The organism is Agromyces sp. NPDC029043, assembly GCF_055564615.1.
In genome coordinates this window covers 110932-125795 of record NZ_JBVHVX010000006.1, presented here as the reverse complement: position 1 = coordinate 125795, position 14864 = coordinate 110932, and the positions used below count along the sequence as shown (strand labels likewise).

Annotated in this window: 11 protein-coding genes; 5 read left to right on the top strand and 6 right to left on the bottom strand. The window is 71.8% G+C overall.

Translation table 11 applies throughout. The features are described 5' to 3' along the window. Positions 1-108 precede the first annotated feature (108 nt). Together rpoC and rpoB are read right to left on the bottom strand one after the other, a co-directional pair. Positions 109-4005 (bottom strand): DNA-directed RNA polymerase subunit beta', encoded by a 3897-nt coding sequence (rpoC, locus tag ACZ4TW_RS10005; protein ID WP_465542536.1) that lies wholly within the window; start codon positions 4003-4005, stop codon positions 109-111. 44 nt (positions 4006-4049) lie between these two features. After that, entirely contained in the window at positions 4050-7541 is a 3492-nt protein-coding gene (rpoB, locus tag ACZ4TW_RS10000) for a DNA-directed RNA polymerase subunit beta (protein ID WP_465542668.1), read from the bottom strand. Positions 7542-7817: 276 nt separating this feature from the next. Here rpoB and ACZ4TW_RS09995 point away from each other — a divergent pair, with 276 nt between their 5' ends. Beyond that, positions 7818-8573, top strand: a complete 756-nt coding sequence (locus tag ACZ4TW_RS09995; RefSeq protein ID WP_465542534.1) for a spermidine synthase — start codon at positions 7818-7820, stop codon at positions 8571-8573. A gap of 24 nt (positions 8574-8597) precedes the next feature. Then, a complete protein-coding gene (locus ACZ4TW_RS09990; RefSeq protein ID WP_465542532.1) occupies positions 8598-9452 on the top strand; it encodes a spermidine synthase in 855 nt (284 codons plus the stop codon). A gap of 18 nt (positions 9453-9470) precedes the next feature. On the opposite strand, the gene ACZ4TW_RS09985 is transcribed toward ACZ4TW_RS09990, so the two are convergent. Genes ACZ4TW_RS09985 through ACZ4TW_RS09975 form a run of 3 tightly spaced genes read right to left on the bottom strand, consistent with a single transcriptional unit; the run spans position 9471 to position 11742 of the window. Further along, complete coding sequence (locus ACZ4TW_RS09985) at positions 9471-10334, bottom strand: 5-oxoprolinase subunit C family protein (RefSeq protein WP_465542531.1); 864 nt, start codon at positions 10332-10334, stop codon at positions 9471-9473. Next, positions 10331-10984: a 5-oxoprolinase subunit B family protein gene (locus ACZ4TW_RS09980; RefSeq protein WP_465542529.1), complete on the bottom strand. Its 654-nt coding sequence runs from the start codon at positions 10982-10984 to the stop codon at positions 10331-10333. The genes ACZ4TW_RS09985 and ACZ4TW_RS09980 overlap by 4 nt, the downstream gene beginning before the upstream one ends. Beyond that, the gene (locus ACZ4TW_RS09975; protein WP_465542527.1) at positions 10981-11742 is read right to left on the bottom strand and encodes a LamB/YcsF family protein; all 762 of its coding nucleotides are present in this window, start codon (positions 11740-11742) and stop codon (positions 10981-10983) included. The genes ACZ4TW_RS09980 and ACZ4TW_RS09975 overlap by 4 nt, the downstream gene beginning before the upstream one ends. An 82-nt stretch (positions 11743-11824) precedes the next feature. Here ACZ4TW_RS09975 and ACZ4TW_RS09970 point away from each other — a divergent pair, with 82 nt between their 5' ends. From ACZ4TW_RS09970 to ACZ4TW_RS09960, 3 genes are all read left to right on the top strand, one after another. Next, complete coding sequence (locus ACZ4TW_RS09970) at positions 11825-12979, top strand: PQQ-dependent sugar dehydrogenase (RefSeq protein ID WP_465542525.1); 1155 nt, start codon at positions 11825-11827, stop codon at positions 12977-12979. An 84-nt stretch (positions 12980-13063) separates the two neighbouring features. Beyond that, the gene (locus ACZ4TW_RS09965) at positions 13064-13588 is read left to right on the top strand and encodes a SprT-like domain-containing protein (RefSeq protein ID WP_465542523.1); all 525 of its coding nucleotides are present in this window, start codon (positions 13064-13066) and stop codon (positions 13586-13588) included. Between the two features lie 9 nt (positions 13589-13597). Further along, a complete protein-coding gene (locus tag ACZ4TW_RS09960; protein ID WP_465542522.1) occupies positions 13598-14212 on the top strand; it encodes a CGNR zinc finger domain-containing protein in 615 nt (204 codons plus the stop codon). Positions 14213-14232: 20 nt separating this feature from the next. Here the strand turns inward: ACZ4TW_RS09960 and ACZ4TW_RS09955 are convergent, their stop codons facing one another. Next, on the bottom strand, positions 14233-14820 hold the full coding sequence (locus ACZ4TW_RS09955) for a 2-phosphosulfolactate phosphatase (RefSeq protein ID WP_465542520.1): 588 nt from the start codon (positions 14818-14820) through the stop codon (positions 14233-14235). Between the last annotated feature and the right edge of the window lie 44 nt (positions 14821-14864).

The window sequence follows — 14864 nt, the reverse complement described above, 5'->3', positions numbered from 1 at the left end:
CGCCGTCGTGCGGGAGGAGACGGTGACCGTGGATACGCCGACGGGCCCCGGAATCCGGGGCCCGTCGGGGTGCGGCGGGGCGACGCCGGAGCGCCGCCCCACCGTGGATCAGCTGTAGTTGCCGGGGGTGAAGTCGTCGCTCGAGAACGAGTCGAAGTCGACGAAGCTGAGGTCGCCCTCGGTGAACGACGCGTCGTCGGCGAAGATGCGGTTCGGGTAGCGCTCCGCCTTCGCCTCCTCCGTGGCCTCCACCGTCACGTTCCGGTACTTGGCGAGGCCCGTACCGGCCGGGATCAGCTTTCCGATGATCACGTTCTCCTTGAGGCCGACGAGCGGGTCGGACTTGCCCTCCATGGCGGCCTGCGTGAGCACGCGGGTCGTCTCCTGGAAGGACGCGGCCGACAGCCACGACTCGGTCGCGAGCGAGGCCTTGGTGATGCCCATGACCTCCTGGCGGGCCGAAGCGGTCCGCTTGCCCTCGGTGAGCGCCGCACGGTTGATCTCGTTGTACCGCGAGCGGTCGACGAGCTCGCCCGGGAGCAGCTCGGTGTCGCCGTGGTCGACGACGGTGACCTTGCGCAGCATCTGGCGCACGATGACCTCGATGTGCTTGTCGTGGATCGGCACGCCCTGCGAGCGGTAGACATCCTGCACGCCGTTCACCAGGTGCTTCTGCACCTCGCGCACGCCCTTGACCCGGAGGACCTCCTTCGGGTCGACCGTGCCGACGATGATCTGCTGGCCGAGGTCGACGTGCTGGCCGTCCTCCACGAGCAGCGTCGAGCGCTTGAGCACGTTGTACGCGATGGGCTCGTCGCCGTTGTCGGGCGTGAGGATCACCTTGCGCTGGCGCTCGGTCTCGTCGATCGTGATGCGGCCGGGGGCCTCGACGATCGGCGACGCGCCCTTGGGGGTGCGGGCCTCGAAGAGCTCCTGCACGCGGGGAAGACCCTGCGTGATGTCGTCGGCCGAGGCCGAGCCACCGGTGTGGAAGGTGCGCATGGTCAGCTGCGTGCCGGGCTCGCCGATCGACTGGGCGGCGATGATGCCGACCGCCTCGCCGATGTCGACGAGCTTGCCGGTCGCGAGCGAACGGCCGTAGCACTTCGCGCAGACGCCGACCGCCGACTCGCACGTGAGCACCGAGCGGACCTTGATCGACTCGACGCCCGCCGCGACCAGCTTGTCGATGAGCACGTCGCCCACGTCGTCGCCGGCCTCCGCCACGACCTCGCCCTTCGCGTCGACCGCGTCGGCCGCGAGCGACCGGGCGAACACCGAGTTCTCGACGTTCGCGTCGCGGACGAGCTCGCCGGTCGAGTCGACCGCCGCGATCGGGAGCTCGAGGCCCTTGCCCGTGCCGCAGTCGTCCTCGCGGATGATGACATCCTGCGAGACGTCGACCAGGCGACGGGTCAGGTAGCCCGAGTCGGCCGTGCGGAGGGCGGTGTCGGCGAGGCCCTTGCGGGCACCGTGCGTGGCGATGAAGTACTCCGCCACCGACAGCCCCTCGCGGTACGAGGAGATGATCGGACGCGGGATGATCTCGCCCTTCGGGTTGTTCACGAGGCCTCGCATGCCGGCGATGTTGCGCACCTGCAGCCAGTTACCACGAGCGCCCGAGGTCACCATGCGGTTGATGGTGTTGTCGGTCGGGAAGTTCTCCTGCATGGCCCGGGCGACCTCGTCGGTGGCCTTGGTCCAGATCTGGATGAGCTCCTGGCGACGCTCGAGGTCGGTCGTGAGGCCCTTCTCGAACTGCGACTGCACCTTGGCGGCCTGCTTCTCGTACTTCGAGACGATCTCGCCCTTGCTCGGCGGCGTGATGATGTCGGACAGCGCGACGGTCACGCCCGAACGGGTCGCCCAGCGGAAGCCGGCGTCCTTGATCCGGTCGAGGGTCGCGGCGACCTCCGTCTTCGGGTAGCGCTCGGCGAGGTCGTTGACGATCGACGAGATCTGGCCCTTGCCGGCCTGCTGGTTGAAGTACGGGTAGTCCTCCGGCAGCGCCTCGTTGAAGAGCGCGCGACCGAGCGTGGTCTCGAGCAGGAACGGCTGCCCCTGCACGAAGCCCTCGGGCTCGTCGCCCTCGCGGAAGTGGAGGCCGTCGAGGCGGATCTTCACCTTCGCGCCGAGGTCGAGCGCGAGCTCGCCCGGACGGTTCTGGTCGAACGCGAGGATCGCCTCGGCGATCGACGAGAACGCGCGGCCCTCGCCGGCGGCGCCGGGCTTCTCGGTCGTCAGGTGGTGCAGGCCGATGATCATGTCCTGCGAGGGCAGGGTCACCGGACGGCCGTCGGACGGCTTCAGGATGTTGTTCGACGCCAGCATCAGGATGCGGGCCTCGGCCTGGGCCTCGACCGACAGCGGCAGGTGCACGGCCATCTGGTCGCCGTCGAAGTCCGCGTTGAACGCGGCGCAGACGAGCGGGTGGAGCTGGATGGCCTTGCCCTCGACGAGCTGCGGCTCGAAGGCCTGGATGCCGAGGCGGTGCAGCGTGGGCGCGCGGTTCAGCAGGACGGGGCGCTCGCGGATGATCTCCTCGAGCACGTCCCACACCTGCGGGCGCGAACGCTCCACCATGCGCTTGGCGGCCTTGATGTTCTGCGCGTGGCTGAGGTCGATCAGGCGCTTGATGACGAACGGCTTGAACAGCTCGAGCGCCATCTGCTTCGGCAGGCCGCACTGGTGCAGCTTGAGCTGCGGGCCCACGACGATGACCGAACGGCCCGAGTAGTCCACGCGCTTGCCGAGCAGGTTCTGGCGGAACCGGCCCTGCTTGCCCTTGAGCATGTCGCTCAGGGACTTCAGGGCGCGGTTGCCGGTGCCCGTGACCGGACGACCGCGGCGGCCGTTGTCGAACAGCGCGTCGACGGCCTCCTGCAGCATCCGCTTCTCGTTGTTCACGATGATCTCGGGAGCGCCGAGGTCGAGCAGGCGACGGAGCCGGTTGTTCCGGTTGATCACGCGGCGGTACAGGTCGTTGAGGTCGGAGGTCGCGAAGCGGCCGCCGTCGAGCTGGACCATCGGACGGAGCTCCGGCGGGATCACGGGGACCACGTCGAGCACCATGGCGGCCGGCGAGTTGCCGGTCTGCAGGAACGAGTTGACGACCTTGAGCCGCTTGATGGCGCGGATCTTCTTCTGGCCCTTGCCCTCGGCGATCTGCAGGTGCAGGTCGTCGGCCTCGGCCGCGAGGTCGAACGCCAGGAGGCGCTTCTTGATGGCCTCGGCGCCCATGTAGGCCTCGAAGTACATGCCGAAGCGGTCCTGGAGCTCCTGGAAGACGGAGTCCTCGGGCTTCAGGTCGCCGACCTTCAGCGTGCGGAAGTCCTCCCACACGCGCTCGAGGTGCGCGATCTGCTCGTCGCCGGACTTGCGGACGGCGGCCATCTCCTTGTCGGCGGCGGCCTCGGCGCGCTTCTTCTGGTCGGACTTGGCACCCTCGGCCTCCAGGGCCGCGAGCTCCTCCTCCTTGCGCTTCATGAGGTCGGCGATGCGCGCGTCGCGCTGGTCGCCGATCGTCTTGATCTCGAGCCGCAGCTCGTTCTCGAGGCCGGGGAGGTCCTGATGGCGACCGTCCTCGTCCACGTCGATGACCATGTACGCGGCGAAGTAGATGACCTTCTCGAGGTCCTTCGGCGCCATGTCGAGCAGGTACCCGAGGCGCGAGGGCACGCCCTTGAAGTACCAGATGTGCGTCACCGGGGCGGCGAGCTCGATGTGGCCCATGCGCTCGCGGCGGACCGAGGACTTGGTGACCTCGACACCGCATCGCTCGCACACGATGCCCTTGAAGCGCACGCGCTTGTACTTGCCGCAGGCGCACTCCCAGTCGCGGCTGGGTCCGAAGATCTGCTCGCCGAAGAGCCCGTCCTTCTCGGGCTTCAGCGTGCGGTAGTTGATGGTCTCGGGCTTCTTGACCTCACCGTACGACCACTTGCGGATGTCGTCAGCGGTGGCCAGGCCGATGCGGAGCTCATCGAACGTCGTTGCGTCGAGCAATTTCTCTCCTAGATTCCTGAAGTCTTCTTCTCGTACCTGGCGGTTCAGATCTCGTCGATGTTCGACGACTCGAAGCGCGCGGAGATGTTGATGCCGAGCTCCTCCGCGGCGCGGAAGGCCTCGTCATCGGTGTCGCGGAGGCTCACCGCGGTGCCGTCGGCCGAGAGGACCTCGACGTTCAGGCACAGCGACTGCATCTCCTTCATGAGCACCTTGAAGGACTCGGGGATGCCGGGCTCCTGGATGTTCTCGCCCTTGACGATGGCCTCGTACACCTTGACGCGGCCGAGGATGTCGTCGGACTTGATCGTGAGGAGCTCCTGCAGCGCGTAGGCGGCGCCGTAGGCCTCGAGGGCCCACACCTCCATCTCGCCGAAGCGCTGACCGCCGAACTGCGCCTTCCCACCGAGCGGCTGCTGGGTGATCATCGAGTACGGGCCCGTCGAGCGCGCGTGGATCTTGTCGTCGACGAGGTGGTGCAGCTTCAGGATGTACATGTAGCCGACCGCGACCGGGTACGGGAAGGGCTCGCCCGAACGGCCGTCGAACAGCTGCGTCTTGCCCGTGGAGTCGATGAGGCGCTCGCCGTCGCGGTTGGGCAGCGTCGAGTCGAGCAGGCCCGCGATCTCCTCTTCCAGGGCGCCGTCGAACACCGGGGTCGCGACCTTGGTGCCGGGGTCGGCCTCGTGCGCCTCCTTCGGGAGGCGCTTGGCCCACGCCGGGCTGCCCTCGACCTTCCAGCCCTGCTTCGAGACCCAGCCGAGGTGCGTCTCGAGGACCTGGCCGAAGTTCATGCGGCCCGGGATGCCGAGCGGGTTGAGGATGACGTCGACCGGCGTGCCGTCGGCGAGGAACGGCATGTCCTCGACGGGCAGGATCTTCGAGATGACGCCCTTGTTGCCGTGGCGGCCGGCGAGCTTGTCGCCCTCGGTGATCTTGCGCTTCTGGGCGATGTACACGACCACGCGCTGGTTGACGCCCGAGCCGAGCTCGTCGTCGCCATCCTGCGCGTCGAACACCTTGACGCCGATGATCGTGCCCTGCTCGCCGTGCGGCACCTTGAGCGACGTGTCGCGCACCTCGCGGCTCTTCTCGTTGAAGATCGCGCGGAGCAGGCGCTCCTCGGCCGAGAGCTCGGTCTCGCCCTTCGGCGTGACCTTGCCGACGAGGATGTCGCCGGGGCGGACCTCGGCGCCGATGCGGATGATGCCGCGCTCGTCGAGGTCGGCCAGCAGGTCGGGGCTCACGTTGGGGAGGTCGCGGGTGATCTCCTCCTTGCCGAGCTTGGTGTCGCGGGCGTCGACCTCGTACTCCTCGATGTGGATCGAGGAGAGGACGTCGTCCTTCACCAGGTTCTGGCTGAGGATGATCGCGTCCTCGAAGTTGTGGCCCTCCCACGGCATGAACGCCACGAGGAGGTTCTTGCCGAGCGCGAGCTCGCCGTTGTCGGTCGCGGGACCGTCGGCGATGACCTCGCCGGCCTCCACGCGCTCGCCGGCGGAGACGATGACGCGGTTGTTGTACGACGTGCCCTGGTTCGAGCGGTCGAACTTGCGCAGGTAGTAGGTCTGCGTGCCGCCCTCGTCGAGCTGCAGCGTGACGGCGTCGGCCGAGACCTCGGCGACGACACCGGCGCGGTCGGCGGTGATCACGTCACCGGCGTCGACGGCCGCGTAGCCCTCCATGCCCGTGCCGACGTACGGCGAGTCGCTGCGCAGCAGCGGCACCGCCTGGCGCTGCATGTTCGCGCCCATGAGGGCGCGGTTGGCGTCGTCGTGCTCGAGGAACGGGATGAGCGACGTCGCGACCGACACCATCTGGCGCGGCGAGACATCCATGTAGCCGATCTCGTCGGCCGGGAACAGGTCGACCTCGCCGCCCTTCTTGCGAGCGAGGACGCGCTCCTCCTGGAAGTGGCCGTCGGCCTTCAGCGGCGCGTTGGCCTGGGCGACGATGTAGTCGTCCTCCTCCATCGCCGTGAGGTAGTCGATCTGCTCGGTGACCTTGCCGTCGACCACCCGGCGGTACGGCGTCTCGATGAAGCCGAAGGAGTTGATGCGCGCGAACGACGCGAGCGAGCCGATCAGGCCGATGTTCGGGCCTTCCGGCGTCTCGATCGGGCACATGCGGCCGTAGTGCGAGGGGTGCACGTCGCGGACCTCGACGCCCGCGCGATCGCGCGAGAGGCCGCCGGGGCCGAGCGCCGAGAGGCGGCGCTTGTGGGTGAGGCCGGCCAGCGGGTTGTTCTGGTCCATGAACTGCGAGAGCTGCGAGGTGCCGAAGAACTCCTTGATCGCGGCGACGACGGGTCGCACGTTGATCAGGGTCTGCGGCGTGATCGCCTCGATGTCCTGCGTGGTCATGCGCTCGCGGACCACGCGCTCCATGCGCGAGAGGCCGGTGCGGACCTGGTTCTGGATGAGCTCGCCCACCGCGCGGATGCGACGGTTGCCGAAGTTGTCGATGTCGTCGACGTCGAGGCGGATCTCGACGGCCTTGCCGCCGCGGCGGCCGGGCAGCGTCGGGCGGTCCTCGTGCAGGGCGACGAGGTACTTGATCGTGGCGACGATGTCCTGCACCGTGAGCACCGAGTCGGTGAGCGGCGCCTCGAGGCCGAGCTTGTTGTTGATCTTGTACCGGCCGACCTTGGCGAGGTCGTAGCGCTTCGGGTTGAAGTAGAAGTTGTCGAGGAGCGCACGCGCGGCCTCGGCGGCCACCTGCTCGCCCGGACGGAGCTTGCGGTAGATGTCCTTGAGCGCCTCCTCCTTCGTGAGGATGTTGTCCTTCTCGAGGGTGAGGGCGATCGACTCGAAGCCGGCGAACTCCTCGAGGATCTCCTCGGAGGTGAGGCCGAGGGCCTTGAGGAAGACCGTGACCGACTGCTTGCGCTTGCGGTCGATGCGCACGCCGACCTGGTCGCGCTTGTCGATCTCGAACTCGAGCCAGGCGCCGCGGCTCGGGATGACGCGAGCCGAGTAGATGTCCTTGTCGGAGGTCTTGTCGGGCGTGCGCTCGAAGTACACGCCGGGCGAGCGGACGAGCTGCGACACGACGACGCGCTCGGTGCCGTTGATGACGAAGGTGCCCTTCGGGGTCATCAGGGGGAAGTCGCCCATGAAGACCGTCTGGGTCTTGATCTCACCGGTGAGGTGGTTCATGAACTCCGCATTGACGTACAGCGGAGCGGAGTAGGTCTTGCCCTTCTCCTTGCACTCGTCGATGGTGTACTTCGGCGGCTCGAGCTCGGGGTTGGTGAACGAGAGCTGCATGGTCTCGCCGAGGTCTTCGATCGGGGAGATCTCCTCGAAGATCTCCTCGAGTCCGGTCGTCTCGGGCAGGTCCTGGCGGCCCTCCTCGACGGCAGCCGCGACGCGCCCCTTCCACGCGTCGTTGCCGACGAGCCAGTCGAAGCTCTCGGTCTGCAGGGCGAGCAGATCCGGTACGGTGAGGGTGTCGGTGACCTTTGCGAACGAGAGGCGGCTTGCACCGCGTCCGTTCTTGGGGGTGGGCGTGGTCGCATTGCGCGCAGCAGCCAAGGAAATGACCTCCATGGACCCCGTCTCGGGGCCGGTTCACTGTCGGTGGTGGTGGAGTTGACCCCTCAGACGAAGTGCGGATGCCGGGAGACCCGACACGCAGAAGCCGACCGCAATATGAAGGCATAGTGGGTCTGGGAGCGCAAAGGTCAAGCATAGACCGGATGACTCGCCGTGTCCAGTCGAATTCTTGATTTGTTCGCGGATGTCGGGTATAACCACGCGCCCGACCCCCGACCGTGGCCCCGTGGGCGTGCGGCGTGACACGATGCCCGCATGGCGCCGCGCATCGAGTTCGAGGCCGACGTGTTCTCGTCGACCGGGCTCACGCTGCTCGTCGACGGTGCCGCGCAGTCCCACGTCGACCCGCACGACCCCACGCGGCTGTTCTTCGAGTACGTGCGGCGCATCGGGCACGTGATCGACGCGGTGGCCGACCCGGGAGCGCCGTTGCGGGTGCTGCACCTCGGCGGCGGCGCGATGACGCTCGCGCGCTACGTCGAGGCGACGCGTCCCGGTTCGACGCAGGTCGTCGTCGACGCCGACGCACGACTCGTCGCGCTGGTGACCGAACGGCTGCCGCTGCCGCCCGGGGCCCGCATCGGGGTCGTGGTGGCCGACGCGCGCGACGCGCTCGACCGGCTTCCGGCGGAGGACCGCTTCGATCTCGTGATCGTCGACCTGTACACGCGGCTGGACGCGCCCGCGTTCGTCGACGAGCCGGCCTTCATGGGCAGGTGCCTCGATCGGCTCGCGCCGCGCGGCGTGCTCGTGGTGAACGTCGCGGATGCCGCGGGCGGACCCCGGCTCGCGGCGCAGGCCCGTGCGGTGGCGCGCGCCGATCCGGCCGCCGAACTGCTCGTCGCGGGTCCGCCGGCCGTGCTCGCGGGCGCCGAGGAGGGCAACGCGGTGATCGCGGCGGGCCGCGCCATCCCGCCCCGCGTGGTCGAGCAGCTCCGCGCGGCCGGCCCGTTCCCCGCCGAGCTGCTCGAGGGCGCGCGCCTCGACACGGTGCTGTGGGGCGCCTGCTGAGGGGGCGGCGGTAGCGTGGCATCCGTGCCGAACCCCGAACGCCGACTCGCCGTGAGCGGTCACCTCGCCCGCCTCGAGGAGTCGCGCACGCGCCCCGGCGCGTGGACGCTCTACGTCGACGGCACGCCCCAGTCGCACGTCGACCTCGAGGACCCGGAGTGGCTCGGGTTCGAGTACGTGCGCCGCATCGGGCACGCCGTCGACCTCGTCCGCCCGGCCGGGACGGCCATCACGGCGCTGCACCTCGGCGGAGGCGCGCTCACACTGCCGCGCTACGTGATCGCCACGCGTCCGGGGTCGCGCCAGCAGGTCGTCGAGCTCGAGTCCGATCTCGTCGACTTCGTGCGCGAGCACCTGCCGCTGCCGCGCGGCGCGCAGGTGCGCGTCAGGCACGGCGACGCGCGCGAGGTGCTCGCGAAGCTGCCGGCCGGCCTGCGCGGCGCGGTCGACCTCGCCGTGGTCGACATCTTCTCGGGCGCGCGCACGCCCGCGCACGTGACGAGCGCCGAGTTCTACGGGCTCGTCGCACCGCTGCTCGCGCGCGGCGGCATCCTCTCCGTGAACGTCGCCGACGGCGCGGGCCTGGCGTTCGCGCGCTCGCAGGCGGCGACGCTCGCGCACGTCTTCGCGCACGTCGCGATCGCGGCCGACACGTCCATGCTGAAGGGTCGCCGGTTCGGCAACGTCGTCATGTACGCGTCCGACGCCGAGCTGCCGTTCGCGTCGATGCCGCGGCGGCTCGCGAGCGATCCCGCGCCCGCGAAGCTCGTCGAGGGCGATGAGCTCGAGCGCTTCGTCGCGGGCGCACCGGTCGTGACGGATGCCACGGCGGTGCCGTCGCCGCCGCCGTCGCGTTCGGTGTTCCTCGCGAAGGGCTGAACAGGCGCCGTCGACCGGTCAGCGCACGTGCCGGAACCGCACGGCCTGCCCGGGGCGCACCTGCGCGACGAGGTCGAGCGAGCCCGGCTCGACGATCGCGACCACGGGGTAGCCGCCCGTCACGGGGCGGTCGGCGAGGAGGACGGTCGGCACGCCCGCGCCCGTCACCTGGATGCCGCCCGCGACCGTGGGCTCGCTGAGCAGCTCACGCGTGATCCTCCGCTCCAGCACCGGTCCCTCGAGGCGGGCGCCGACGCGATCGGATGCCGCCGCGACGCGCCACTCGGACTCGTGGAGCACGGCGAGCGCGGCATCCGTCAGCCAGTCCGCGCGCGGACCCGGCAGCAGTCCGAGCGTCACCGCCCCCGTGGGCGGTGCGTACGCGGCGTCGTCGTCGAGCAGGGGCACGGATGTCGCGGGCTCGGCGCCGACGGCGAGCAGCCGGCCCGCCTGCACCGGCTCGGGTCCGATCGCGGCGAGCGTGTCGCGGCTGCGCGAGCCGAGCACGACCGGCTCGTCGATGCCGCCGCGAACGGCGAGCGCATACCGCAGTCCGCGACGTGCCGGGCCGAGCTCGAGCGGCTCGCCGCCGCGCACGCGCACCGCGCGGTACGGGCCGGCGTCGCGGCCCGCGACGAGCACCGGGCCCCAGGCGCCCGCGGCCGCGACCCACACGTCGGCGTCGGGTACGAGCCGCAGCCCGCCGAGCACGACCTCCAGGCCCGCGGCGCCGTCGGGGTTGCCCACCAGCCGGTTCGCGAGGGCGAGCGCCCCGCGATCGAGCGCGCCCGACGTGCCGACGCCGAGCCGCGCGAGCCCGGGGCGACCCAGGTCCTCGACGAGCACCGGGCCGCCGACGGCCTCCACGACGAGCGTCGTCACGTGGCCACCGCACGGAAGCGCACGGTGCGACCGGGCACGAGCAGGGCGGGCACCTCGGCGTGCGGGTCCCACAGCGCGGCATCCGTGCGCCCCACGAGGCGCCAGCCGCCGGGACTGGGTCGCGGGTAGGCGCCAGAGAAGGCGCCTGCCAGCCCGACCGCACCGGCGGGGACCCGCGTGCGGGCGACCTCGAGGCGCGGCACGTCGAACGGCCACTCCTCGGCGACGAGGTAGCCGAAGCCGGGCGCGAAGCCGATGAAGGCCACGCGCCACTCCGTCGCGACATGGCGTGCGACGAGGTGCTCGACCGACACCTCGAGCAGGGCGGCCGTCTCGGCGAGGTCGTCGCCGCGGTAGTCGACGTCGATGACGACCGCGTCGTCGCCCGACTGGGCGAGCGGCCCGGCCGGGCGCGGCGAACCCGGCGCTGCGTCGGCGGCGGCGCGCCGCACCCAGCTCGCGGCCGACTCGAGCGGGAGCCGGTCGGGATCGACCGAGACGAGCAGCGTGCGCGCCGCCGGCACGAGCTCGACGAGACCGTCGGGCGCGCTCCCGGCGAGCGCGTCGTGGAGCGCGAGCACGTCCTCGAGCGCGTCGCACTCGACGAGCAGGGCCGAGCGGCCCGACGGCAGCAGGCGGACGGCGCTCATGCGAACGGCCGCACGCCGTGGCCCGCGGCGTCGAGCGCGGCGCGCACCGCCCGCGCGATGTCGACCGATCCCGGGGTGTCGCCGTGCAGACACAGCGAGTCGGGCGACAGCTCGACGCGCGCGCCGTCGTCCGCGGCGATCCCGCCGGTCTCGACGAGCTCGAGGGCGCGATCGGCCGCCGCGCCCGGGTCGTGCACGAGCGCGCCGGGCTCGTCTCGCGGCACGAGCGTGCCGTCGGCCAGGTAGCCGCGGTCGATGAAGGCCTCGCGCGCATAGCCGAGGCCGGCGGCCGCGGCCGCGCGCTCGAGCTCGCCGCCGGGCGGGCCGAGCAGCACCAGCGCGGCGTCGAAGGCGGCGAGCGCGTCGGCGACCTCGGTCGCGGCGGCGTGGTCGGTGCCGAGCCGGTGGTAGAGCGCGCCGTGCGCCTTGACGTAGCGCACGCCGATGCCGGCGGAGCGCGCCGTCGCGGCCAGCGCGCCGACCTGGTAGACGACCTCGGCGGCGACCTCGGCGGCCGAGACGGCGAGCGCGCGGCGTCCGAAGCCCGCGCGGTCGCGGTAGCCCGGGTGCGCGCCGAGCACGACGCCGTGCTGCGCGGCGAGGTGCGCGCTGTGGCGCATCGTGAGCGGGTCGCCGGCGTGGAAGCCGCACGCGACGTTCGCGCTCGAGACCAGCGCGAACATGGCCTCGTCGTCGCCCATGCGCCAGGCGCCGTACGACTCCCCCAGGTCGGCGTTGAGGTCGATCGAGAGCGGCATGCTCCCATTCTCTCCCCGGGGTCCCTCGCCGGGGTCGCGGTCGCCCGCCCGCTCGCGCAGACTGGAGGCGGGAGGTGGTCGGATGCGGCACCGCGCGGCAGGGCTGACGGTTCGGGCGACGCTCCTCGCGGGCGTCGCCGCACTGCTGGCAGGGTGCACGACCGGCCCGGAGTCCGGCCCCGTGGTGGCGTCGCCATCCGCGTCGCCCTCGCCCTCGACCCCGGCCGCCTCCGTGCCGCCGCCGGTCGCGCCGACGGGCACGCCCGAGACGATCGCCGAGGGCCTCGCCGCACCGTGGTCGATCCTCCGCCTGCCCGACGGCGGCGTGCTCGTCAGCGAGCGCGACGCCGCTCGCATCGTCGAGGTGCTCGAGGACGGCAGCCTCCGCGAGGTCGCGGCGGTGCCGGGCGTGGTGCCCGGCGGCGAGGGCGGCCTCATGGGCCTGGCGCACCTGCCCGGCGACGGCGACCGGCCGAGCACCGTGTTCGCGTACCACTCGACCGACTCCGACAACCGCATCGTGCGGATGCCGCTGACCGGCGAGCCGGGCGAGCTCGAGCTCGGCGAGCCCGAGGTGATCCTCGACGGCCTGCCGCGCGGCGGCAACCACAACGGCGGCCGCCTCGCGATCGGCCCCGACGACTACCTCTACGCAACCGTGGGCGACGCCGGCCGGCGCGACTCCGCGCAGGACCCCGACGCGCTCGGCGGCAAGATCCTGCGGATGACCGCCGACGGCGAGGTGCCCCCGGACAACCCGGCGGGCACGCTGGTGTGGTCGCTCGGACACCGCAACCCGCAGGGACTGGCATGGGATGCCGCGGGCGGAATGTGGGCGGCCGAGTTCGGCCAGAACACGTGGGACGAGCTCAACCGCGTCGAACCGGGCGCGAACTACGGATGGCCCGTCGTCGAGGGCATCGCCGGAGACGACCGGTTCACCGACCCCGCCGTGCAGTGGCCGACCTCGGAGGCGAGCCCGAGCGGCATCGCAGTGGTCGGCGACACGGTGGTGATCGCGGCGCTGCGCGGCGAGCGACTCTGGTGGGCCTCCCCGGCCACGACCCCGCCGACCGAGGTGGTCGACGCGTTCGCCGGCGAGTTCGGCCGCTTCCGCGACGTCGTGCCGGGGCCCGACGGCGAGGCCTGGGCGATCACGAACAACACCGACGGACGGGGCTCGCCGCGCGACGGCGACGACCGGCTGCTGCGCATTCCCGTGGAGGAACGCGGCTGAGCCGGCGCTCCCCCGGCCGCGGTCCCCCGATCGCGTCACACCCGGGGCGGTGCCCGCGGGAACGGGCGGGACTATCCTCGACCCATGGCGGAACTCGAACGGGTTCGGATCTGGGCTGAGGCGCTCATCGTGCTGCACCTCGACCCGTCCGCCTGGACGTTCGGCTTCGACAACGCCAAGAAGCGCGCGGGCCTCTGCAACTACACGGCGAAGCACATCTCCGTCTCCCGCTATCTCGCCCTCCGCTACGACGACGACGAGATCCACCAGATCCTGCTGCACGAGGTCGCGCATGCGATGGCCGGCCCGCGGGCCGGCCACGGACCCAAGTGGGCCCGCATCGCGGCCGAGATCGGCTACGTGGGCCGCCGCACGCACGACGGCGCCGTTGCCGACGAGCTCGCGCCCTGGGTGGGCCGGTGCCCTGCGGGACACGAGCACTACCGTTACCGGGCGCCCGTCCGGCCGCTCAGCTGCGGGCTCTGCCGGCGCGGGTTCGACCGCTCCAACCTCATCGTGTGGCATCGTCGCGAGATCACCGGCGCGATGCGGCGCGCCGCCGCGAGCGCGGCCGCAGAACCGCCGTCGCCCGGTGCCCGCAGCCGGTAGGTTCGTACGGTGCCCGTCTCGACCGTCTCGATCCCCGTCGGCCAGTGGTTCACCGATGACAGCGGCCGGTGGTGGTTCGACTCCGGCTCGTTCGCGCTCGACTTCGCATACACGGGCGCCATCCCGGTGGCCGTCGCGCCCGAGCGCCTGCACGCTCCCGACGACCTGACGTCCTGGATGCGCGAGCGCTTCCCGATGGCCGTGGGCGCCGCGCGATCGCGCGACCTGTTCGACGCGGTCTCCCTCCGCGACGCCATCGGGCGGCTCGCCCTCGCGGCCGGTCGCGGCGAGGCGGTGCGCGTCGCCGACATCGACCTCGTCAACCTGTACGCGGCCACGCCCGACGTCCCGCCGACGCTCGCGGGCGGCTCCCGGCAGGCCGGGCGTTCGGTGCAGACCGTCGGCCAGGCGCTCTCGACGATCGCGCGCGACGCCGTCGACTGCTTCGGTCCCGCCAACGACGGGCGGGTCCGCATCTGCGCGGGCGACTGCGGGATCGTCTACCTCGACACGTCGCGAGCCGCGAGCCGGCGGTGGTGCTCGATGCAGCGCTGCGGCAACCGGGCCAAGGTCCGCGCGCACCGCGCCCGCAAGTCGGGCAAGGTCTCGCTCACCGCGGCCTGACCGAGCGCGGCGGTCCGCGTTCAGCGCTCCCGTGCGACGCGCACCGTCGCGTTCGCGTCGCGCGTCGCCGCGCGGCGCAGCGCCGCGGGCTCGACGCCCGCCTCGATCGCGGTGCGGCCCGCCACCGAGGCCGTGGCGAGGTGCGCGACCGCGCGGCGCAGCCCCGTGAACGCCGACGACGCGACCGCGGCCTCGGGCGACGTGTCGTCGATGCCGAGCTCGGTGAGCGCATCGACGATCGCGCCCGCGGCGAGCACGTCGTCGGCCGCGAATCCGCCGTCGTCGCGCCCGGCGGCCACGATCGCGACGTAGGCGCGACGCCCGAGCCGCTCCTGCTCCCCGAGGATCCACGCCGCGACGGCGGCGGCATCGTGCAGGCCCGCGACCGCGACGGCCGCGTCGGGCGCGGCGTCGAGCGCCTCCGCGGGCACGGACGGCGGGGCGCTGCGCTGCGACGTGGCGCGCGCGGCATCCGTCGCCACCTGGTCGACCCACACCAGCACGTCGGCCGCGCCCGCGATGCGCACGACGCCGTCGACGCCCTGGTCGAACCGCACCTGGTACTTGGCCTGCGCAGCCGGATCGGCGGCCGGGGTCCACTCGCTCACCGCGTCAGGCTACGCGATCCGGCTGGCCGGGGCGCACTCGTAGG

Coding starts and splice junctions, on each gene's coding strand:
- ACZ4TW_RS09975 (WP_465542527.1), bottom strand. CDS start 11,742: ATGCCGCTCTCGATCGACCTCAACGCCGACCTGGGGGAGTCGTACGGC.
- ACZ4TW_RS09995 (WP_465542534.1), top strand. CDS start 7,818: ATGGCGCCGCGCATCGAGTTCGAGGCCGACGTGTTCTCGTCGACCGGG.
- ACZ4TW_RS09980 (WP_465542529.1), bottom strand. CDS start 10,984: ATGAGCGCCGTCCGCCTGCTGCCGTCGGGCCGCTCGGCCCTGCTCGTC.
- ACZ4TW_RS09970 (WP_465542525.1), top strand. CDS start 11,825: ATGCGGCACCGCGCGGCAGGGCTGACGGTTCGGGCGACGCTCCTCGCG.
- ACZ4TW_RS09965 (WP_465542523.1), top strand. CDS start 13,064: ATGGCGGAACTCGAACGGGTTCGGATCTGGGCTGAGGCGCTCATCGTG.